Origin of the sequence: Streptomyces sp. NPDC048278, assembly GCF_040652195.1 — a bacterium.
Taxonomy (GTDB): domain Bacteria; phylum Actinomycetota; class Actinomycetes; order Streptomycetales; family Streptomycetaceae; genus Streptomyces.
The window spans coordinates 1-15,935 of sequence record NZ_JBEZLP010000026.1 but is presented as its reverse complement, the minus strand read 5'-3'; the positions used below and the strand labels follow the sequence as shown (position 1 = coordinate 15,935).

Annotated in this window: 20 protein-coding genes; 2 read left to right on the top strand and 18 right to left on the bottom strand. The window is 70.7% G+C overall.

Annotation, left to right across the window (positions count from 1 at the left end; translation table 11 throughout):
- The first annotated feature begins 92 nt into the window (after positions 1-92).
- A complete protein-coding gene (locus tag AB0D74_RS34770) occupies positions 93-731 on the top strand; it encodes a TetR family transcriptional regulator (RefSeq protein ID WP_362595817.1) in 639 nt (212 codons plus the stop codon).
- Positions 732-1,106: 375 nt separating this feature from the next.
- Positions 1,107-1,742 carry a 1,4-alpha-glucan branching protein gene (locus AB0D74_RS34765; RefSeq protein WP_362595815.1) on the top strand — a complete coding sequence of 212 codons (636 nt, stop codon included), beginning with the start codon at positions 1,107-1,109 and terminating at the stop codon, positions 1,740-1,742.
- Here AB0D74_RS34765 and AB0D74_RS34760 read toward each other — a convergent pair.
- From AB0D74_RS34760 to AB0D74_RS34675, 18 genes are all read right to left on the bottom strand, one after another.
- Positions 1,739-1,972: a ferredoxin gene (locus AB0D74_RS34760; RefSeq protein WP_362595813.1), complete on the bottom strand. Its 234-nt coding sequence runs from the start codon at positions 1,970-1,972 to the stop codon at positions 1,739-1,741. The genes AB0D74_RS34765 and AB0D74_RS34760 overlap by 4 nt on opposite strands.
- 8 nt (positions 1,973-1,980) lie before the next feature.
- Positions 1,981-3,438, bottom strand: a complete 1,458-nt coding sequence (locus tag AB0D74_RS34755; protein WP_362595811.1) for an aldehyde dehydrogenase — start codon at positions 3,436-3,438, stop codon at positions 1,981-1,983.
- Between the two features lie 119 nt (positions 3,439-3,557).
- Positions 3,558-4,823, bottom strand: a complete 1,266-nt coding sequence (locus tag AB0D74_RS34750; RefSeq protein ID WP_362595809.1) for a tyrosine-type recombinase/integrase — start codon at positions 4,821-4,823, stop codon at positions 3,558-3,560.
- Positions 4,824-4,912: 89 nt separating this feature from the next.
- The gene (locus AB0D74_RS34745; protein WP_362595807.1) at positions 4,913-5,185 is read right to left on the bottom strand and encodes a helix-turn-helix domain-containing protein; all 273 of its coding nucleotides are present in this window, start codon (positions 5,183-5,185) and stop codon (positions 4,913-4,915) included.
- Positions 5,186-5,211: 26 nt separating this feature from the next.
- A complete protein-coding gene (locus AB0D74_RS34740; protein WP_362595805.1) occupies positions 5,212-6,654 on the bottom strand; it encodes a phage/plasmid primase, P4 family in 1,443 nt (480 codons plus the stop codon).
- Positions 6,655-6,982: 328 nt separating this feature from the next.
- Positions 6,983-7,858, bottom strand: coding sequence for a bifunctional DNA primase/polymerase (locus AB0D74_RS34735; RefSeq protein ID WP_362595803.1), 876 nt, complete (start codon positions 7,856-7,858; stop codon positions 6,983-6,985).
- Complete coding sequence (locus AB0D74_RS34730) at positions 7,855-8,484, bottom strand: methyltransferase domain-containing protein (RefSeq protein WP_362595801.1); 630 nt, start codon at positions 8,482-8,484, stop codon at positions 7,855-7,857. The genes AB0D74_RS34735 and AB0D74_RS34730 overlap by 4 nt, the downstream gene beginning before the upstream one ends.
- Positions 8,481-9,215, bottom strand: a complete 735-nt coding sequence (locus AB0D74_RS34725; RefSeq protein WP_362595799.1) for a DNA methylase — start codon at positions 9,213-9,215, stop codon at positions 8,481-8,483. Before AB0D74_RS34725 ends, AB0D74_RS34730 begins: the two co-directional genes overlap by 4 nt.
- Positions 9,216-9,305: 90 nt before the next feature.
- Positions 9,306-9,467 carry a hypothetical protein gene (locus tag AB0D74_RS34720; RefSeq protein WP_362595797.1) on the bottom strand — a complete coding sequence of 54 codons (162 nt, stop codon included), beginning with the start codon at positions 9,465-9,467 and terminating at the stop codon, positions 9,306-9,308.
- Between the two features lie 175 nt (positions 9,468-9,642).
- On the bottom strand, positions 9,643-9,855 hold the full coding sequence (locus AB0D74_RS34715) for a hypothetical protein (protein ID WP_362595795.1): 213 nt from the start codon (positions 9,853-9,855) through the stop codon (positions 9,643-9,645).
- A 37-nt stretch (positions 9,856-9,892) separates the two neighbouring features.
- Entirely contained in the window at positions 9,893-10,396 is a 504-nt protein-coding gene (locus AB0D74_RS34710) for a hypothetical protein (RefSeq protein WP_362595793.1), read from the bottom strand.
- A gap of 12 nt (positions 10,397-10,408) precedes the next feature.
- The gene (locus AB0D74_RS34705; protein WP_362595791.1) at positions 10,409-10,603 is read right to left on the bottom strand and encodes a hypothetical protein; all 195 of its coding nucleotides are present in this window, start codon (positions 10,601-10,603) and stop codon (positions 10,409-10,411) included.
- Positions 10,600-10,869 carry a hypothetical protein gene (locus tag AB0D74_RS34700; RefSeq protein ID WP_362595789.1) on the bottom strand — a complete coding sequence of 90 codons (270 nt, stop codon included), beginning with the start codon at positions 10,867-10,869 and terminating at the stop codon, positions 10,600-10,602. Before AB0D74_RS34700 ends, AB0D74_RS34705 begins: the two co-directional genes overlap by 4 nt.
- 140 nt (positions 10,870-11,009) lie before the next feature.
- Positions 11,010-13,292, bottom strand: coding sequence for a cell division protein FtsK (locus AB0D74_RS34695; RefSeq protein WP_362595787.1), 2,283 nt, complete (start codon positions 13,290-13,292; stop codon positions 11,010-11,012).
- Between the two features lie 139 nt (positions 13,293-13,431).
- Positions 13,432-13,815: an RRQRL motif-containing zinc-binding protein gene (locus AB0D74_RS34690; protein WP_362595785.1), complete on the bottom strand. Its 384-nt coding sequence runs from the start codon at positions 13,813-13,815 to the stop codon at positions 13,432-13,434.
- A complete protein-coding gene (locus AB0D74_RS34685; RefSeq protein WP_362595783.1) occupies positions 13,815-14,474 on the bottom strand; it encodes a GGDEF domain-containing protein in 660 nt (219 codons plus the stop codon). Before AB0D74_RS34685 ends, AB0D74_RS34690 begins: the two co-directional genes overlap by 1 nt.
- Positions 14,471-15,454 (bottom strand): DUF2637 domain-containing protein, encoded by a 984-nt coding sequence (locus AB0D74_RS34680; RefSeq protein ID WP_362595781.1) that lies wholly within the window; start codon positions 15,452-15,454, stop codon positions 14,471-14,473. The genes AB0D74_RS34685 and AB0D74_RS34680 overlap by 4 nt, the downstream gene beginning before the upstream one ends.
- Positions 15,451-15,879: a Pycsar system effector family protein gene (locus tag AB0D74_RS34675; RefSeq protein WP_362596027.1), complete on the bottom strand. Its 429-nt coding sequence runs from the start codon at positions 15,877-15,879 to the stop codon at positions 15,451-15,453. Before AB0D74_RS34675 ends, AB0D74_RS34680 begins: the two co-directional genes overlap by 4 nt.
- Positions 15,880-15,935: the final 56 nt, after the last annotated feature.

Genomic DNA, 15,935 nt, shown 5'->3' with positions numbered 1-15,935 from the left:
TCGGGTGATTCGCGCCACGGCGGGAACCCCTGCCATGCTGTCTGATCACTCGCCCTGAGCACTGCCCTCACCGACTGTCACGGACGGGACCCATGCCTGCGGAAGCCAAGGTGGACATCGGCGCCAGATCGGCCGCCCCGCCGCTCACCGAGCGGCAGGAGGCCCGGCGCCGCCGGATCCTGCACGCGAGCGCCCAGCTGGCCAGCCGGGGCGGTTTCGACGCGGTGCAGATGCGGGAGGTGGCCGAGTCCTCCCAGGTGGCCCTGGGCACGCTCTACCGCTACTTTCCGTCCAAGGTGCATCTGCTGGTCGCGACCATGCAGGACCAGCTGGAACACATGCACGGCACGCTGCGCAAGAAGCCGCCGGCGGGCGAGACGGCGTCCGAGCGGGTCGCCGAGACCCTGATGCGGGCCTTCCGCGCGCTCCAGCGCGAGCCGCACCTGGCCGACGCGATGGTCCGCGCCCTCACCTTCGCCGACCGCAGCGTCTCCCCCGAGGTGGACCAGGTCTCCCGGCAGACGACGGCGATCATCCTGGACGCGATGGGCCTGACCGACCCCACCCCGGCCCAGCTGTCCGCCGTCCGGGTGATCGAGCACACCTGGCACTCGGCGCTGATCACCTGGCTGTCGGGCCGCGCCTCCATCGCCCAGGTGAAGATCGACATCGAGACGGTGTGCCGCCTGATCGACCTGACGGAGCCGGCGGGGAGGCCCGGGGCGCCGTAGGGCATGCGAAGACCTACGAGACGGGTTCCCTTCGCCGGCATGGTCCGGATCAGGTGTTGGGGGTCGCCGTCCGGCCCTACTGCTGCCTTCCGGCCTCTCAGCCCGACCGTCGACGTCGGCACCGGCGGATGCTTCTGCATCTGCGTCACGCCTGAGTCGGCTACTCCGCTCGGACTCCCTCACTCGCCTCGTAGGCTGCTTCCAGGATAGAACGCACAGAGCAAATGAGAACCCCCCATGGGGGATTTTTTGGACTTTTCGTGACACTGCCGACACAACCGCTACGGCCGACACGAGCGATACAACCGAGACGGCCGCCCCGCGGCGCGAAAACCGTCTGGCGGGGCGGCCCCGCCCGAACGCAGAATCACCCCCATGGCACTCATCCACCACACCACCCTCAGCCCCACCAAGGTCGAACTCCTCACCGCCTGGCTCCCCACCCGCCCCTGGTACCACGGCCCCGCCGCGCCGGAGTTGGCCAAGGCCGGCGGATTCCGGCTCGACGACCCGGCGGGCGAGGTCGGGATCGAGTTCATGATCGTCACCGCGGGCGCGGCGGACCCGGAGGCGTACCTCGTACCGCTCACCTATCGCGGCGCCCCGCTGCCCGGCGCCGACCACGCGCTGGTCGGCACCATGGAGCACGGGGTCCTCGGCACCCGCTGGGCCTACGACGGCTGCCACGACCCGGTCCTGACCGCCGGGCTGCTCGCCCTGATCGAGGGCCGCGCCGAGGCCCAGGCACAGAGCGTCACCGACACCCCGGACCGCGAGGTCGCCCGGTCCTACGCCGGCGCGGGTCCCGTGCCCGGCCTCGGTGGCCCCGTCGACACCGACGGGGCCACCGAGTTCGCCGTACCGGACGGCGGCCCGGTGCTACGGCTGCGGCGCGTGCTGACCGCCGGTTCGACGGCACCCGACGGCGCGGTCGGCGAGGTCACGGGCGCCTGGCAGCAGCCGGACGGCACCCGCGCCCGCGGCCTGTTCGCCACCCTGGAAAGCCGTTAGTCCTCCGGCGGGAACACCGGTTCCCCACTGCCCAGCAGGGTGATGGTGATGGCCTCCACCGGGCAGTTCTCCGCCGCGTCGAGGACCCTTCCGTTGGCGTCGGTCTCCGGATCCACGGGGTGGGACTGCATCGCGGAGTCGAGGCGGAAGGCCCCGGTGGCGCGGTGGACGCACTGGGCCGAGCCGATGCAGAGCGAACGGTCGACCTCGACGTGCCAGCGGTCGCCCATGCGGCCCGTCACCCCTCCCAGCCGGCCGGCAGGTGGATCATCTTGTGTTCGAGGAACTCGCTGTACCCCTCAGGTCCGAACTCCCGCCCCAGACCGGAGTTCTTGTAGCCGCCGAAGGGGCCCAGCATGTCCAGGCTGAAGGTGTTGACGGAGTAGGTCCCGGTACGGACCCGGCGCGCGACCTCGATGCCGTGCGCCACGTCCGCCGTCCAGACGCTGCCGCTGAGCCCGTAGTCCGAGTCGTTCGCGATCTTCAGTGCCTCGGACTCGTCGCCGTACGGGAGGAGGCAGATCACCGGCCCGAAGATCTCCTCCCGCGCGATGCGCATGGAGTTGTCGACGTCGCCGAAGAGGGTGGGCTCGACGTACCAGCCCTTCTCCAGCCCGGCGGGCCGGCCGCCGCCCGTGAGGATCTTCGCGCCCTCCTCCTGCCCGATGCGGATGTAGTCCAGGTTCCGCTGCTGCTGACGGCGCGCGACCAGCGGGCCCACCTGGGTGGCGGGGTCCAGCGGGTCGCCGACCTTCAGGGCGCCGGCCGCGGTCGCGAAGGCGTCGGCGAACTCGTCGTAGCGCGAGCGCGGGACGAGGATGCGGGTCTGGGCCACGCACGCCTGGCCGTTGTTCATCCAGGCCGCCGGGACGATGCCGGCGACGGCGGTGGCCACGTCCGCGTCCGGCAGCACGACGGCCGCCGACTTGCCGCCGAGTTCCAGGGTCACCCGGGTGAGGTTCTTCGCGGCGACCTCCATCACGCGCTTGCCGGCCGCGACGGACCCGGTGAAGGAGACCTTGTCGATGCCGGGGTGCGCGACCAGGTACTCGCTCACCTCGCGGTCCGCCGGGAGGATCGACAGCACGCCGTCGGGCAGCCCGGCCTCCTTCGTGATCTCGCCGAGGATGTAGGCGTCCAGCGGCGACTCCGGGGACGGCTTGAGCACCACCGTGCAGCCGGTGAGCAGCGCGGGGGCGAGCTTGGCGGCGGCCACGAACTGGGGCACGTTCCACGGCACCACGGCCGCCACCACCCCGACCGGCTCCCGCCGCACCAGGATCTTCCCCAGCACGCCGTCGCGCGTCTCCTCGTACGTGAAGTCGCGCGCGACCCTGATCGCCGCGTCCCACACCATCATCGCGCCCAGCGCCTGCGCGAGGACGCTCCAGGAGTACGGCGAACCGTTCTCGGAGGAGATCACCCGGGCGATCTCCTCGTGCCGCACGGCGATCGCGTCCTTGATCCGGGTGACGACCTCGATCCGCTCGTCGAGCGTCATCCGCGGCCAGGGCCCCTCGTCGAACGCCCGCCGCGCCACCGCCACCGCCCGGTCCACGTCCGCCCGCGAGGCATGCGGCACCCGCCCGAAGACCTCCTCGGTGTGCGGGGAGACCACCTCGATGACGTCCTTGCCCAGAGGATCGGTCAACTCCCCGCCGATGAACAGCTGTCCGTGTTCCAGGAACTCGGTCATGGCGCCCCGCCACCCTTCCTGACGATGTTTCAGAACTGATACCAGTTCTAGTTGAACTAAGCCAGGCATGGGAGCAAATAGGCCCCCACCAGCGGCTTTGCCGCTGATGGGGTGTGCCGTCAAGCCGCGTGGGCCGTCTGTGGGCCGTCATCGCCTCCCTGGGCCGCTCGGTACATGCCGTCGACGCCCCGCCGGGTGCGGCTCTCACTGCTCGGCATGAGGTGCGTGTAGACCCTCAGCGTGAACCCCGGGTCGGTGTGCCCCAGGTACCGGCTGAGTGCCTTGATGTTCTCGCCGGCGTCGAGCAGTACGGACGCGTAGAAGTGCCTGAGCGCGTGCATGCCGTCCTCGCGGGACTCTGCGATCCGCTCCCCCGGTTTGGGTTGCGGGATCACTCCAGCGGTCACGAGAGCAGGCTTCCAGGCATGCACGTTGAAGTTGCTGCGCAAGACGGCGCCGCCGTCGGGAGCGGTGAACAGAAGCTTCTTCGTCACGGGAGCGCCGCCGGGGATCAGCCAGGGCAACGTCACATCCACGGGCGGGCATTGCTTCATGTGCGCCGCGAACGTCTCCCCGACCGTTTCGGGCAGCGGCACGTCTCGCACCTTTCCGCGCTTCGGGGGTGCGAATACGGGGTGCCCATTGATGAGCTTCACCTGGTAGGCGACGTGCAACCACCCTCTGAGGAAACTGATTTCATCGACGGGAAGGCCGAAGATCTCGCCTTGTCTCAGTCCGCAACCGCTGCCCGCGTCCACCATGGCGCGGTACGGCTCGGGGAGCGCCGCGCGCACAGCGAACACGCGCTCAGACGTCCACGGCCGCACCCGGCTGGGCACCACGGCCGGCAGCCTGACCGAGACCGCTCGACACGGGTTCTTGCCCATGAGTCCGTCGTCCACGGCGGCCGTGAACACGGTCGACACGTTCGAGATGATGACCCGCCGATAGGACGCGGCAAGTCCCTTCTCCTGCAACTCGCGGAACCACGCGCGGATGTGCTCCGGCTGGAAGGAGCCGAGAGGGCGAGAACCGATGTGCGGATACGCGTGGAGCCTGAGTCGGTATTCCGCACCTGACTGAGTGGCGACGTCTGTGGTCTGTGCTGCTACCCACCGCTCGGCGTACTGCTGGAAGGTGGTCCTGCTGGCTTTCGGGTCGATGTACTGACCGCGCTCCATGTCGGACTCGATGTGAGACAGCCACTTCTCGGCAAGGCGCTTCTTCCCATCGGGAAAGCTCTTGGACTTCTCGGTGCCGTCAGGGCCGACGTACCGGGCCCGGTAGCGCATGCCCGTGCCGTAGCGGTCGGTCTTGGCCTTGATTTCGTTGCCGTTGTCGTCGGTCTCGGTCTTGAACCAGCGGTCTTGGATGTAGCCAGCCATTCGGGGCGTGGTCCCTTTCTGGGCATGGGTCGGGGAGGGCCGCGGCGCGGCCCTCCCCAGGGAGTTCGGTGATGTGCTGCTCGGCTGCTCTAGGCAGCGTCGCTGTCGTGGTTCTTGCGGCTAGTGACGTAGGCCCGTACGTCGGCCGGGTCGTAGCGGAGGTGCTTACCTATGCGGAATCCGGGTGGTCCGGTGCGCTTCCTGCGCCACTGGTAGACGGTTTCGAGTGGCACGCCGAAGATGTCGGCGATGTCGTCGGGGGTGAGGTAGCGGTCCGGGAGTCCGCCGCGAAGGGTGGCGCGGGGGTCGTCTCGGACGGAGGCGGGCGCGCTCACTGAGTCCTCCGGGAGTTGGAAATACATTGCTCTGAGTCGCGACTCATCGGCACTCAGCGGCTCTCAGGGAGGTTCTGAGACGCGATGAGTCGCGACTCAGGCAAATGTGGTTCGGACTTGTTCAGGGTGATCCCGGTGTACGTGACCACCTGCCGGCCGTACTCGTCGCGCGGGCGGGAGCGGCTGAGCTGGGGGACCACGGACAGGAGGTTGCGGCCGAACACCTGCTTCGTGCCGGGGCGTACGCCGTTGTCCTCGGCCCACTCGCGCCAGACGTTCCAGAGGGCGTCCACGGGCACGCTGCACGTCGGTCCGGTGGTGCAGCGTTCGCGGATGAACGCGCTGGTGGGCGACGAGGTGTCCTGCATGGTGGTGATGGCTTCGCGGCTGGATTTCGGTTCGGTGATCCGACCGGTGGCTTCCAGGCGGGCGAGTCCTTCCAGGGCCCAGTTGAGGATGCCGGGCATTTCGGCGGCGAGTTTGTCGGTGAGGGTGGTGTCTTCCTTGCCGAGCCAGGACACCGTCATGCTCAGGACGACGAACCGGCGGGCGATGACGCCGGAGGAGTCGCCGAAGTGCGGGAGTTCGTTGGACAGGAGCATCAGCCGGGTGGGCAGCCTTCCCGTCCATGCCTCGCGGTACTTGCGGTCGATGTCGATGGTGTCCTCACCGGAGATCGTCAGCAGCCGTTCTACGACCTGGCTGTTGTCGTTGCCGGACAGGCGGGCATCCGAGATGACCGCGAGGGGTTTGCCGATCAGGGTGGCCAGACCGAAGTTCGTGCCGAGTCCGGCGAGGGTCGGTCCGGCGAGGTTCTCCTTGCCGACCAGCTCTTTGAGGACGCGGGCGATGGTGCCTTTGCCTGAGCGGGACGGGCCGACCATGAGCAGGATCTTCTGTTGGTCGGTGCGGCCTGAGAGGACGTAGCCGAACCACTCCTGAACGGCGGCGATGGCGTCGGGGGCGTCGGGCCAGATCTGTGCGAGGAAGCGTTCCCAGTTGGGGGCGGTCGCGGTGGGGTCGTAGGCGAAGGGGACGGAGACGAGGTTGAAGAAGTGCGGGCCGTGCGGGAGCAGGGCGCGGTCACGGATGCGGAGCAGGCCGTTGTCACACGCGACGATCGGCCCCCAGTCCTTGGCGGTCGCGTCGTCGGTGTCGAGCCAGGCCGGGGCGTCGGTGTCGGTGGGCAGCAGGGTGATGGCTCCCAGGGCGTCGAGCAGGTTGCCGATCTTCTGTTTCGTCGGTGCCCAGTCCCGTTGTTCGGGCTTGCCGTCCTTGGCGGGGGCGAGGTAGGCGGCGTGCTCCAGGCGGGTGTACATGGCCGCGCGCATCTGCGCTTCGTCCAGCTCGCGCCAGCACGTTCCGGTCCAGCGCATCCATGAGCCGCGCCAGCGCCGGCACACCAGGTGCCCGTCCTTGGTCTGCCAGTCCGGCAGCAGGCGGCGGGCGACCGCCAAGGGGTTCGAGGGCGGGGGAAGTTGCTCCTGCTCGGTCATGACGTAGCCCTCCCTTCCAGCGGGTTGCGCAGCGGGCAGAGGTAGCGGTGGTCGTCGTGGTCGGCGATCAGGGCGAGCACCCGCCGTTTGCCGAACGCGGTCTCGTGTCGGCCGCACAGGCACGTCGACGTCGCACTCGGGGTCGCCCCCGATGGGGCTCGGATGTTCAGCCACGAGACGGGGTAACGCCCGTCCGGCGACCGCGGGTCAGAGCGAAGGGATGAAAGGACGCCCTTGCGGGCGGCGACCTTCGGTTCGCCTACGGACGGCCGTGGCGGGCCCTGTACGGCGCCCTGAGGGTCGTTTGCGGGATTATCCGATGGTTTGGTCACGCCGTGCGCTCCGGGGCCGCGGCAAGGCCGTTGGTGACCGCGCGGCGGGCGTAGGCCTCGGGGACACCGACCGTGACGGCGGCGGCGATGATCTCCTCGCCGATCGCGTCCAGTCCGCAGAGTCCGGGGCAGCGGGTGTGCTGGGCGGCGAGGAACCGAGCCACTCCGAACGCCTGGGAGCCGGCGCCGGATTCGGTGCGGGCCCGTACGAGGTTGAGCCCGCGTTCGAGACCGGTGCGGACGTAGCGGTCGGTGTGGCGGCAGCCGGCCGCGACGCTGCGGTCCCATCGGGCGCGCGGGAGGGAAGAGACCACCTTCCCGGCGGCGGGGGTGGTGTCTTCCTTCCCCACGAGGGCGCGCACGGCTGGCGGCAGCAGGGCCGTGTGGCCGGTGCCGGGGCCGAGCCAACGGGCGTACTGCATGAGGGACTTGACGTCCACACCGGGCCGTACGGCGTTCGCGGATTGCATGGTGCCCCGGTAGATCCAGTGTTCGCCTCGGGTGGTGGTCACGGTGCGGGTGGTGGGCAGGGTGGTGCGGGCCCACTGGACGGCGGCGGGGTTGTCCAGGTCGACCACGGTCACGCCGGCGCCGCCGGGGTGGTAGGCGACGGCAGCCGCCGCCCGCCATGCCGGAGCCCACAGCGGGGAGGCGACGACGTTGCGGTCGGTGGTGGCGGCGGCCCATCCGTGGCACGGGGCCGCACACCGGCAGGGGCCTGCGCTCTTCATGTTGGGCCGGCCGCCGCACTCGTTGTCCTTGCAGGTGCGGCAGTTGCCGAACGGGACCTTTCCCGCCCGCAGGGGCAGGACCGGGACGCCGGCCGCCGCGAGGGCGAGGGCGACGTGCAGGGGGTTGGACGTGGTGGTCATGCGGCGGCCCTCCCTTGCAGGGCGAGGTACTGAGTGGCGATCCACTCGGTGTAGGCGGGCGGCACGGCTTGCCGGGCTTCGATGTTGGACATCCACGTGCAGCCCATGGCGTCGGCGTAAGCGCGCTCGCCCTTGTGCTCGAACGCCAGCAGGTCCCTGTGGTGCCAGCACGGCGGGACCAGGCCCCCGCCGCCGCCCCACGACGTCTCGAACGCACGGTGACGGCGGACGTTGAGGCCGAACTGGGTCCCGCACAGTAGGTAGTCCGGCCTCAGCGGGGCCTCCGGGACGTTCTCGATGACCCACGCCAGCCCCGAGGCTTCCAGCCGCGCGCGGCCGGGGGTGAGCAGGTCGGGGTGGTCCGCCCGGCTGCCGCGCCACGCGGTGACCCGGGCGAAGTGCTGGCACGGCCACGACGCGTGGACCAGGTCGAAGCCGTCCAGCGGGAAGGTGAGGGCGTCGGCCTGGTGGAAGGTGAACGGGTAGTTGGGCTGCGGGCGGATGTCGACGCCCACGACGTCGAACCCGGCAAGGTAGTAGCCCATGGATAGCCCCCCGCCGCCGCAGCACAGGTCCAGCACCCGCAGCCCGTTCGGACGGCGCAGCGGCAGCACACGCGCGCTCACGCGGCCACCCCCAGCACGGGGGCGAGGGTGGCGAGGTAGGCGCGGCCGATGAACTCGGTGTATGCGGGCGGGATCGCCTCGGTCAGTTCCTCGCGGACGTCGGTCCAGTCCATCCCCATCGCGACCTGGAGTTCGGGCACGGTCGGCTTGCCACCACCCGCGCCGTAGGCGGCGACGTAGGGGCCGTCGTAGAAACGGCCGTGCCGGTAGCCGCGCACCCGCCCGCGGTGCGGGACGTGCGCCGGCTGCTCCGTCGTCCAGCCGCCCAACTCGAAGTTGCGGTGACGGATGACCCCGAGCCCGAACATCTCGCCGCACAGGGTGAGGTCCTTGCGGATCGCGGCGCGGCCGTTGGGCTGCTCGATCGCGTACGGCAGACCGGTCGCTTCCAAGAGGTCACGGACGGGGGCGACCAGGTCGACGTGGGCGCGCCCCCATCCCTGCGAGGCGTTGGTGCCCACGGTCAGGGCGCATCCGTGCTGGCACGGCGGGGAGGCGTGGACGAACGCGTACCGCCGGATCTCACCCGACGCGATCAGGAGCGCGAGGTAGGTGAGGGCGTCGCCCTGGTAGTACGTGAAGGGGTAGTTCGGGCGGTCGGCGATGTCACAGCCGTCCACGTCGAACCCGGCCCGGTGGTAGCCCATGGCGGCACCACCGGCACACGAGAACAGGTCCAGCAGACGCGGCCGGGGGCCGGGCACTCGCCGGATGTGAGTGGGTTGGGTCATCCTGGATGTCTCCAGTTCCTTGATGGTGACTGGCTGGACAAGGGCGGCCCCGCGACTTTGGCGAGACGTGAGGGGCCGCCCTTGGCGTAGCTAGTGGTCGGAGTCCGGGTGCATGAGGCAGTCGCCCTCGCCCGGTTCGTCGCAGACGCATGCGGCCTGGCGGGCGTACTGCTGTCGGACGTAGCCGCGCACGTCCTGCTCGGCCTGCTCCACCAGGTACGGGTCCATGTGCGCCCCGTCGGTGTCGAGCATCAGGAGCATCCGCGCCGACAGGAGCGCGGTCTCCGTGGCCTCCCCGTCACCGAACAGGTCCGGCTCATCCAGCAGGGCGATGCGGTCCAGGAGCGCGGCCTTGCGCAGGTAGAAGGTCCGGTCCAGCCTCGTGAAGCACTCGGCCGCGGCGAGCGTGCGAGCGGTCCATCCGATCTCACTGACGATGCTGGGGGGCGAGCGCGTACGCGGTTTCCGGGGCCGGGAAGGGCTCCGGGTCAGGGCGGTGGTCGGCGGTGGCGTACAGGCGGGTGCGCTTGCCGTCGCGGGTCGGGTAGGTGCGTACCGCGCCGGCGGTGAAGGTGCCGGTGAGTGCGGTGGTGACGCGGTCGGTGTCGTCGGGGTCGCAGATGATGCGGATCTCGAACACGGTTGGTTTCTCCGGTGGTCAGAGGTCGGTGCGGGAGTCAGCCGTGGTGCTCGTTGCGGGTGCGGGCGATCAGGCCGCGGGTGTGGGTGGTGGTGTTCTCCTGCCGGACGGGGGCGTTGTAGTGGTGGTGGTGCTCGTCGGGGGCGGCCTCGGCAGCGCGGGTGAACAGCCGGGCGAGGGCGAGGATCGGCACGGCGACCGCGGCCGGCGCGGCGCAGATCATGCCGATGACGGTGGCGTCGGCGTGCCGGGAGGCGACGAGGACACCGATGGCGATGAGTCCGGGCGGGACGGTGGACAGTCCGGCGGTGAGCATGAGCCGGCCAATGTCGACGGCCCGCTGGGACATCGGCGGGGTGCCCTGCTGCGCGACCGGCGGCGTGTCGCCGAAGAGCGGGAGCGGGCTGGTGTCGCGGTAGGACGTCGGGGCGTCGGGGGCGGGCCGGTAGGCGTCGGCGATGATCCGGCGCGCTTCGGTGGCAGCTTCGACGTCCGTGAGCGGGACACCGGTCCGGGCCGGTGCGGGGGTGGGCTCGTTCACTGGTTCCTCCGGTCAGTTGCCGAGCTGGCCGAGCGAGTCGGCCGCGGCCTGGACGAGGTTGTGGATGGGCTCGTACGCGCCGGTCCCGGCGGCGAAGAACCCGAACAGGAACAGCACCAGGGCCGCGCCGCCCCCGGCGGATTTCGTCTTGACGGCGAACGCGGATGCCGCGCCGAAGAGCAGGACGGCGGAGATGGTGAGGGTCATCGGGTGGCTCCGGGGGTGTCGGTGCCGGCGCGGTAGATGCGGGCCCAGCGGTTGTAGAGCCAGCGGCCGATGCGGATGCGCTTGCCGGTCGCGTGGCAGCGGCGGCAGTCCTTGCCGCGCTTGAGCCGTCCCTTGCGGTCGGTCTTGAGGGCGTGGCCCATGCCGCGGCAGCGGCGGCAGTCGCCGAACGGCGAGACCGCACACAGCCCGCCATAACCGAGCGTGACGACTATCAGGCAGGCGATAGCAACGATGGTGGGGGTCATGATGGCCCTCCAGGGCGGTTTTCGAGGGTTTCCGCAGGTGGGGTGCTATCCACTAGATCCCTGATGGGATGCGGTTTGGGGTGCTAGCGAGGGTGCTACCGGTAGCAGGTGCGGGTGCTACCGGTAGCACCCGATCCGGCCTACGCCGCGCCCGGAGTTTCGTTACGCTCCGCAATCACCTTCATGAGGTCGGCGCGTGCGATGCCCCGGCGGGTGGTGCGGGTTCCGTCGTCGGTGGTGCCGGCGACGTCGCGGGTCTTGATGCCGTGCGGCTTGAGCGCGCTGGTGACGTTCTCGCCCTTCCAGCTGGCGTAGACGTCGGGGCGCAGTTCGGCGAGGCGGGCGGCGATCCGCTCGTTCCACACCCGCTCCTCGCCCTCTGGGACGACGGCGGCGACGTCGGCGAGCAGGTCGTAGGCCGGGCCGGCCACGGTCTCGGGGACTTCCCCGAGGCAGTAGCCGGACAGCAGGCCGGCCTTCTCGCGCATCTTGCGGGCGCGGGCCGCAACGCTCTCAGCCATGGGCGCGTCCAGGAACGTGCTGGAGACGATCCGGGCATCGGAGCCCTCGCCCACGAAGTAGTGCAGACCCTTGTCACCCCAGGCGAACATCGTGGCCCGCACGCCGCGCTTGTAGCTGGAGGTGCCAAGGACCATGTCGTTCTCGGTCTGGCCCATCACCTTCAGGCAGAAGCGGGTGCTCGCGTTCGCGCTGATGCCGGTGGGCAGCGACTTCGCGTCCGGCCGCTGGGTGGCCAGCAGCAGCACGATCCCGGTGGCGGGACCGCGCTTGACCAGGTCGGTTGCGATCTCCTCGAACTCCTTGCCGTGCTCGGCATGCTCGAAGAGCACCTGGCATTCGTCCACCCCGATGATGACCGGGTGCAGACCGAGCGAGCGCTTGTCGGCGAGAGCGCTGGTCACCTTGGACTCGGGGCAGATGTCCCGGGGCAGCGAGCGGATCACCTTCGTGCGCCGTCGCAGTTCCTCGCGCAGGGCGCGGAAGTCGGCCAGGGCGTAGCGGATCGTCTCGTCCTCCTCGCCGACGCCGTGCCGGTGCGAGACCGCCTCACCGACCGGGTCGAGGTCGCCGGTGCCCTTCATGTCGTAGGTGTGCAGCTCAGCGCGCGGGTCGAGGGCGGCGATGAGCAGCAGCAGGCGCAGGAGGAAGGTCTTGCCCATGCGGGGGATCGCGCCGATGATCCCGGCGATGAACATGAGCGTGACCTCGGCCCAGCGTCCGCGCTGGTCGGTGCCGTAGGGGATGGCCTTGAACAGGTCGACCGTGCCGGACTTCATCAGCGGCCACGCCGGCTTGCGCGCGGCCTTCAGGGTCTGATCCCCCACCCACAGAACGAGGTGTCCGGGGTGTTCCTCCGACTCCGCCTCGGGCCAGACACAGCCCAGCGGCCGGCGCAGGCCGGAGGCGAGGCGCTCCCGCTTCTCGATCACGTCGGTGACCGTCACGCCGAAGGGCAGGTTGCCCTCTGCGCGCCAGCCGGGGCCGTCGCGGGTGATCGGGGCGGTGAACTCGAACCCGTCCCGGCCCTTGGCCTGTGCCTGGTTGATGGCCGGGATGCCGATCGCACCGAGCGCGCGCAGCACGATGTCACTGGTGAGCTTGGTGGCCTTGGGTAGTTCCACCGCGCGGTGGACGACGGGGTTGTCGGCCTTGCGGCCTGCCGCCCCGAGCGCCATCACGACCGCGCCGACCGACAGGGCTTGCAGCCAGTCGGGGGCGAGGACGTAGACGGCCAGTGCGGCCCCGAGCCCGATGAACATGCCGAGCACGGCGACCAGGGTGCGCAGGCGGACCCGGCCGTCGCGCTGCCGCGACAGCTTCAGGTACTCGGCAGCGTCCTCGCGGCGGACGGCGGCGAGTCGGACCGGTTCGCCCTCGCGGTCGGCCATCCACCGCATCGTGCCGCCCACGAACTTCGCCAGCCCCGTGGGGGCTTGCAGGGCGAGGCGGCCGGCGTAGACCGGGGAGCGAAGGGCGTGGTAACCGGCCGCGTGGGCGTAGTGGCGGGCTACCCACGCGGACGCGGTGCGCAGTTCGGCGAGCGAGCGCAGCCACACCGGAATGACCGGACGGCGCTTGGCGGCGGCCAGCCGACCGAGGTAGCCGGGACCGGCCGCCTTCAGCGACGGCGAGTCGACCAACACACGGGCGGTGGGGTCGGCCGACTCGGCACCCGACTTGTCGGGGGTGGAGTCGGCCGACTGGTCGGCGGCGGGTCGGGCGGTGGAGTCGGCCACCTGGGCGCGGGCCGCCCGCAGCTTGTCGAGGTCGACCACCTCGCCGGACAGGTCGGGAAGGTCGAGGTCGCGGGTGCTGGGCGAGTCGGTGATGTGGAGCGGCTCACCGGAGAGTTCGGCTTCCAGCCGGTTGAAGAGTTCGTTGTCGTCGTCGGGGTGCTTCACTGAGACTTCCTTCCGGATCACTGGAGGGTGGGCCCGGCCGGCGCTGTAGGAGGTTGGCGGCCGGGCCCGTAGAGCGATGGTCAGTGCGATGCCGAGCAGGGAGGGGTAGGAATCGTGCCCCTCGTGCAGGTGTGCGGTTTCAGGCGGCGCGCTGTTCTTCGGTGGCCAGGCACAGGCCGCAGATGCCGTGTGAGCGGGGGATGCAGTAGCCCACGTCCAGTCGGCACTTCGGGCAGGTGCGGCGGGCGAGCATCGCGAGCGCGAGCGCACCCCACTTCCGCGATGTCATCGGCCGCACGGGTAGGGCGAGTTCCTCGCGGTAGAGGTAGGCGACCCGCGGCGTTCCGGTGCGGCGGTTGGTGCGCATGATCTGAGCGGCTACCGGCTGGCCCCCCGGCCGCAGTCCACGCGCTCGTAACTGGCGGCGCGTGGCCAGCCCGGTCGGGGCGAGTTTCCAGGGGTAGGTGGGCACGCCGTACAGCGCGCCGGACGGGTCGTAGCACTTGCCCCACGCGGCGGACATCACGCGACCGCCGCGGCCACGGGCGCCGGCTGGTGAGTGCCGGCGCGAGTGGTGCGGCCGGCGCGGCGGCCGGTGACCGTGGCGAACAGCCGGCCCAGTCCCGCGCGGCGCATGCCGGTGCGGGCCTGTTTGGCCGCGTACATCGCCTCATCCGCCCTGCGCAGCAGACCGGAGAGGTCATCGGTGGGGAAGTCCGCAGCGCGCACCCACCCGAGCGAGACCGTGGTGTGTACGGCTGGGTCCTGGCCGACGACCGGCCGGGCCAGCACACCGTGCAGCATCGTGAGCAGGTCGGCGGCGGTGCCGTGGTCGTCCATGAGGACGGCCGCGAACTCATCACCCCCGAGCCGTCCGGCAACTCCGGAGCGGCCGACGTGGTGGGCGAGGCGGTCGGCCGTCGCCTGCAAGAGGGTGTCGCCGGCCGCGTGGCCGTAGGTGTCGTTGATGTGCTTGAACTTGTCGACGTCAGCGAGGACGACGACCGCCCGCGGGTCCCTCAGCAGGACCGTGGCGCGGCGAGTGAAGCCGTCGCGGGTGAACAGCCCGGTGAGCGGGTCACGGCGGGCCGTGTCCAGACGGCCGCGCAGCCAGCGCACATGCGCCGTCCACCCGCCCGCCACCGGCAGGACCGATAACACGATGGTGGCCAAGGTGTTCACGCGGCCACCTCCTGCGCAGCGTCTGCGGCGGGAGTGAACAGGCTTTGTCCTTGGGCCCGTTCGGCGAGCAGGGCGTCACGAACGGTGCGGGCCGGTGCGGAGCCGCAGTGCAGTGCCTTGCGGAGCGCTTCGGCGTTGACCGCGTCGTTCGTCCAGTCGGCCGTGATCACACGCGCCTCGGTCAGCAGATCAGCCAGCGAGCGCGGTGGTGTCTTCGCCCTGGACTTGGCGGGCCGCTTGCGCGGGGGCTTGGGTGCCTCCGGGGTCGGTTCCTGCGGGGCCTGATCGGGCTCCGGTTCATCCGCGACGTTCGCGGCGGCCGGGGCGAGTTCTCCCAGGCGCAGCAGGACGCGTTCGCGGCGCGGGGTCTTGTGCCGCCAGCCACGGCCGTACTGCTCGCGCAGGTCCGCACGGGCCAGCAGCCGCTCACGCTCCAGCGCGAGCGCATCCCCGTAGGACGTGACCTCCCACAGCGTCATGCGCCGCCACAGCGCGAACGTCGACACCGGGGCCAGCAGCCACCGCGAGAACCGGATCTTCTCCATCCGCCGGCCGGTGACCGCACCGATCCGCACGGCGTAAACGTGGGCGCCGATCTCGGAGAACACCACCCACAGCAGCGGCATCGTGCCGTGCGCCAGCTTCGCCGACAGAGACGTGCCGGCCGCGATGTTCAGCCAGCAGGTGACCAGGGTGAGCACCCAGGGCACGAACCGGACCCAGCCGAGTGCCATGTCGAGCCGGATGAGGAGCAGGTTGGCCAGGGTGAAGACTGGGATGGCCACGTCGATGGCGATGGGGAGGGTGTGCGGGCTGCTGAAGCCCCACCGGGCCGCGGCCAGCGAGACCGCGTCGAAGGAGGAGTACAGGCCCAGGGCACCGACCGCCGCGGCGGCGAGCGCTCCGAGACCGGCAAGACCCATTTCGGGACGGGTGAGCGGCGGTACCTGCTGCCGCTCCGTAGCCTGCTCAGCGCTCATGCCGCGCCCCCGATCGCAAGCAGTACGGCGAGGACCAGGAGGGCGCCGCCGGCGCGGGTGAGGTCGACCGCGCGGCGCAGGCAGGTGAACTTGACGACCGCGAGCCGGGACAGGCCGGCGATGTCGGCGGCGAGGTCCGTCGACAGGCTCTCGGTGATCTGCTCGGGGGTCAGGGTCGCCCACAGGGGGAAGCCGTGGCCGCCGTTCAGGTTCGGGCGTACCGACGTCAGCAGCACGCTCACCGCATCGACCAACATCGCCATGCCCAGCGCTCCGACGGCGACGGCCGGCGGGTTGAGGGGGAGGGAGGTGCCGATGGTCCAGGCGCCGGCCAGGACTGCGCCGACGAACGCGAGCAGGAGCGCGGTCTTGCTGTCGGTCCGGGCGGAAACGCGCCAGTTCGCAGATTCCTGAGCGTGGGGAATCTGGAACCGGCGCGCGGGTTCGTCGTTCTGGCCGTTGCTGGGAGCGGGTTCCTGTC

Coding starts and splice junctions, on each gene's coding strand:
- AB0D74_RS34770 (WP_362595817.1), top strand. CDS start 93: ATGCCTGCGGAAGCCAAGGTGGACATCGGCGCCAGATCGGCCGCCCCG.
- AB0D74_RS34765 (WP_362595815.1), top strand. CDS start 1,107: ATGGCACTCATCCACCACACCACCCTCAGCCCCACCAAGGTCGAACTC.
- AB0D74_RS34760 (WP_362595813.1), bottom strand. CDS start 1,972: ATGGGCGACCGCTGGCACGTCGAGGTCGACCGTTCGCTCTGCATCGGC.
- AB0D74_RS34755 (WP_362595811.1), bottom strand. CDS start 3,438: ATGACCGAGTTCCTGGAACACGGACAGCTGTTCATCGGCGGGGAGTTG.
- AB0D74_RS34750 (WP_362595809.1), bottom strand. CDS start 4,823: ATGGCTGGCTACATCCAAGACCGCTGGTTCAAGACCGAGACCGACGAC.
- AB0D74_RS34745 (WP_362595807.1), bottom strand. CDS start 5,185: ATGTATTTCCAACTCCCGGAGGACTCAGTGAGCGCGCCCGCCTCCGTC.
- AB0D74_RS34740 (WP_362595805.1), bottom strand. CDS start 6,654: ATGACCGAGCAGGAGCAACTTCCCCCGCCCTCGAACCCCTTGGCGGTC.
- AB0D74_RS34735 (WP_362595803.1), bottom strand. CDS start 7,858: ATGACCACCACGTCCAACCCCCTGCACGTCGCCCTCGCCCTCGCGGCG.
- AB0D74_RS34725 (WP_362595799.1), bottom strand. CDS start 9,215: ATGACCCAACCCACTCACATCCGGCGAGTGCCCGGCCCCCGGCCGCGT.
- AB0D74_RS34720 (WP_362595797.1), bottom strand. CDS start 9,467: ATGCTCGACACCGACGGGGCGCACATGGACCCGTACCTGGTGGAGCAG.
- AB0D74_RS34705 (WP_362595791.1), bottom strand. CDS start 10,603: ATGACCCTCACCATCTCCGCCGTCCTGCTCTTCGGCGCGGCATCCGCG.
- AB0D74_RS34700 (WP_362595789.1), bottom strand. CDS start 10,869: ATGACCCCCACCATCGTTGCTATCGCCTGCCTGATAGTCGTCACGCTC.
- AB0D74_RS34690 (WP_362595785.1), bottom strand. CDS start 13,815: ATGTCCGCCGCGTGGGGCAAGTGCTACGACCCGTCCGGCGCGCTGTAC.
- AB0D74_RS34680 (WP_362595781.1), bottom strand. CDS start 15,454: ATGAGCGCTGAGCAGGCTACGGAGCGGCAGCAGGTACCGCCGCTCACC.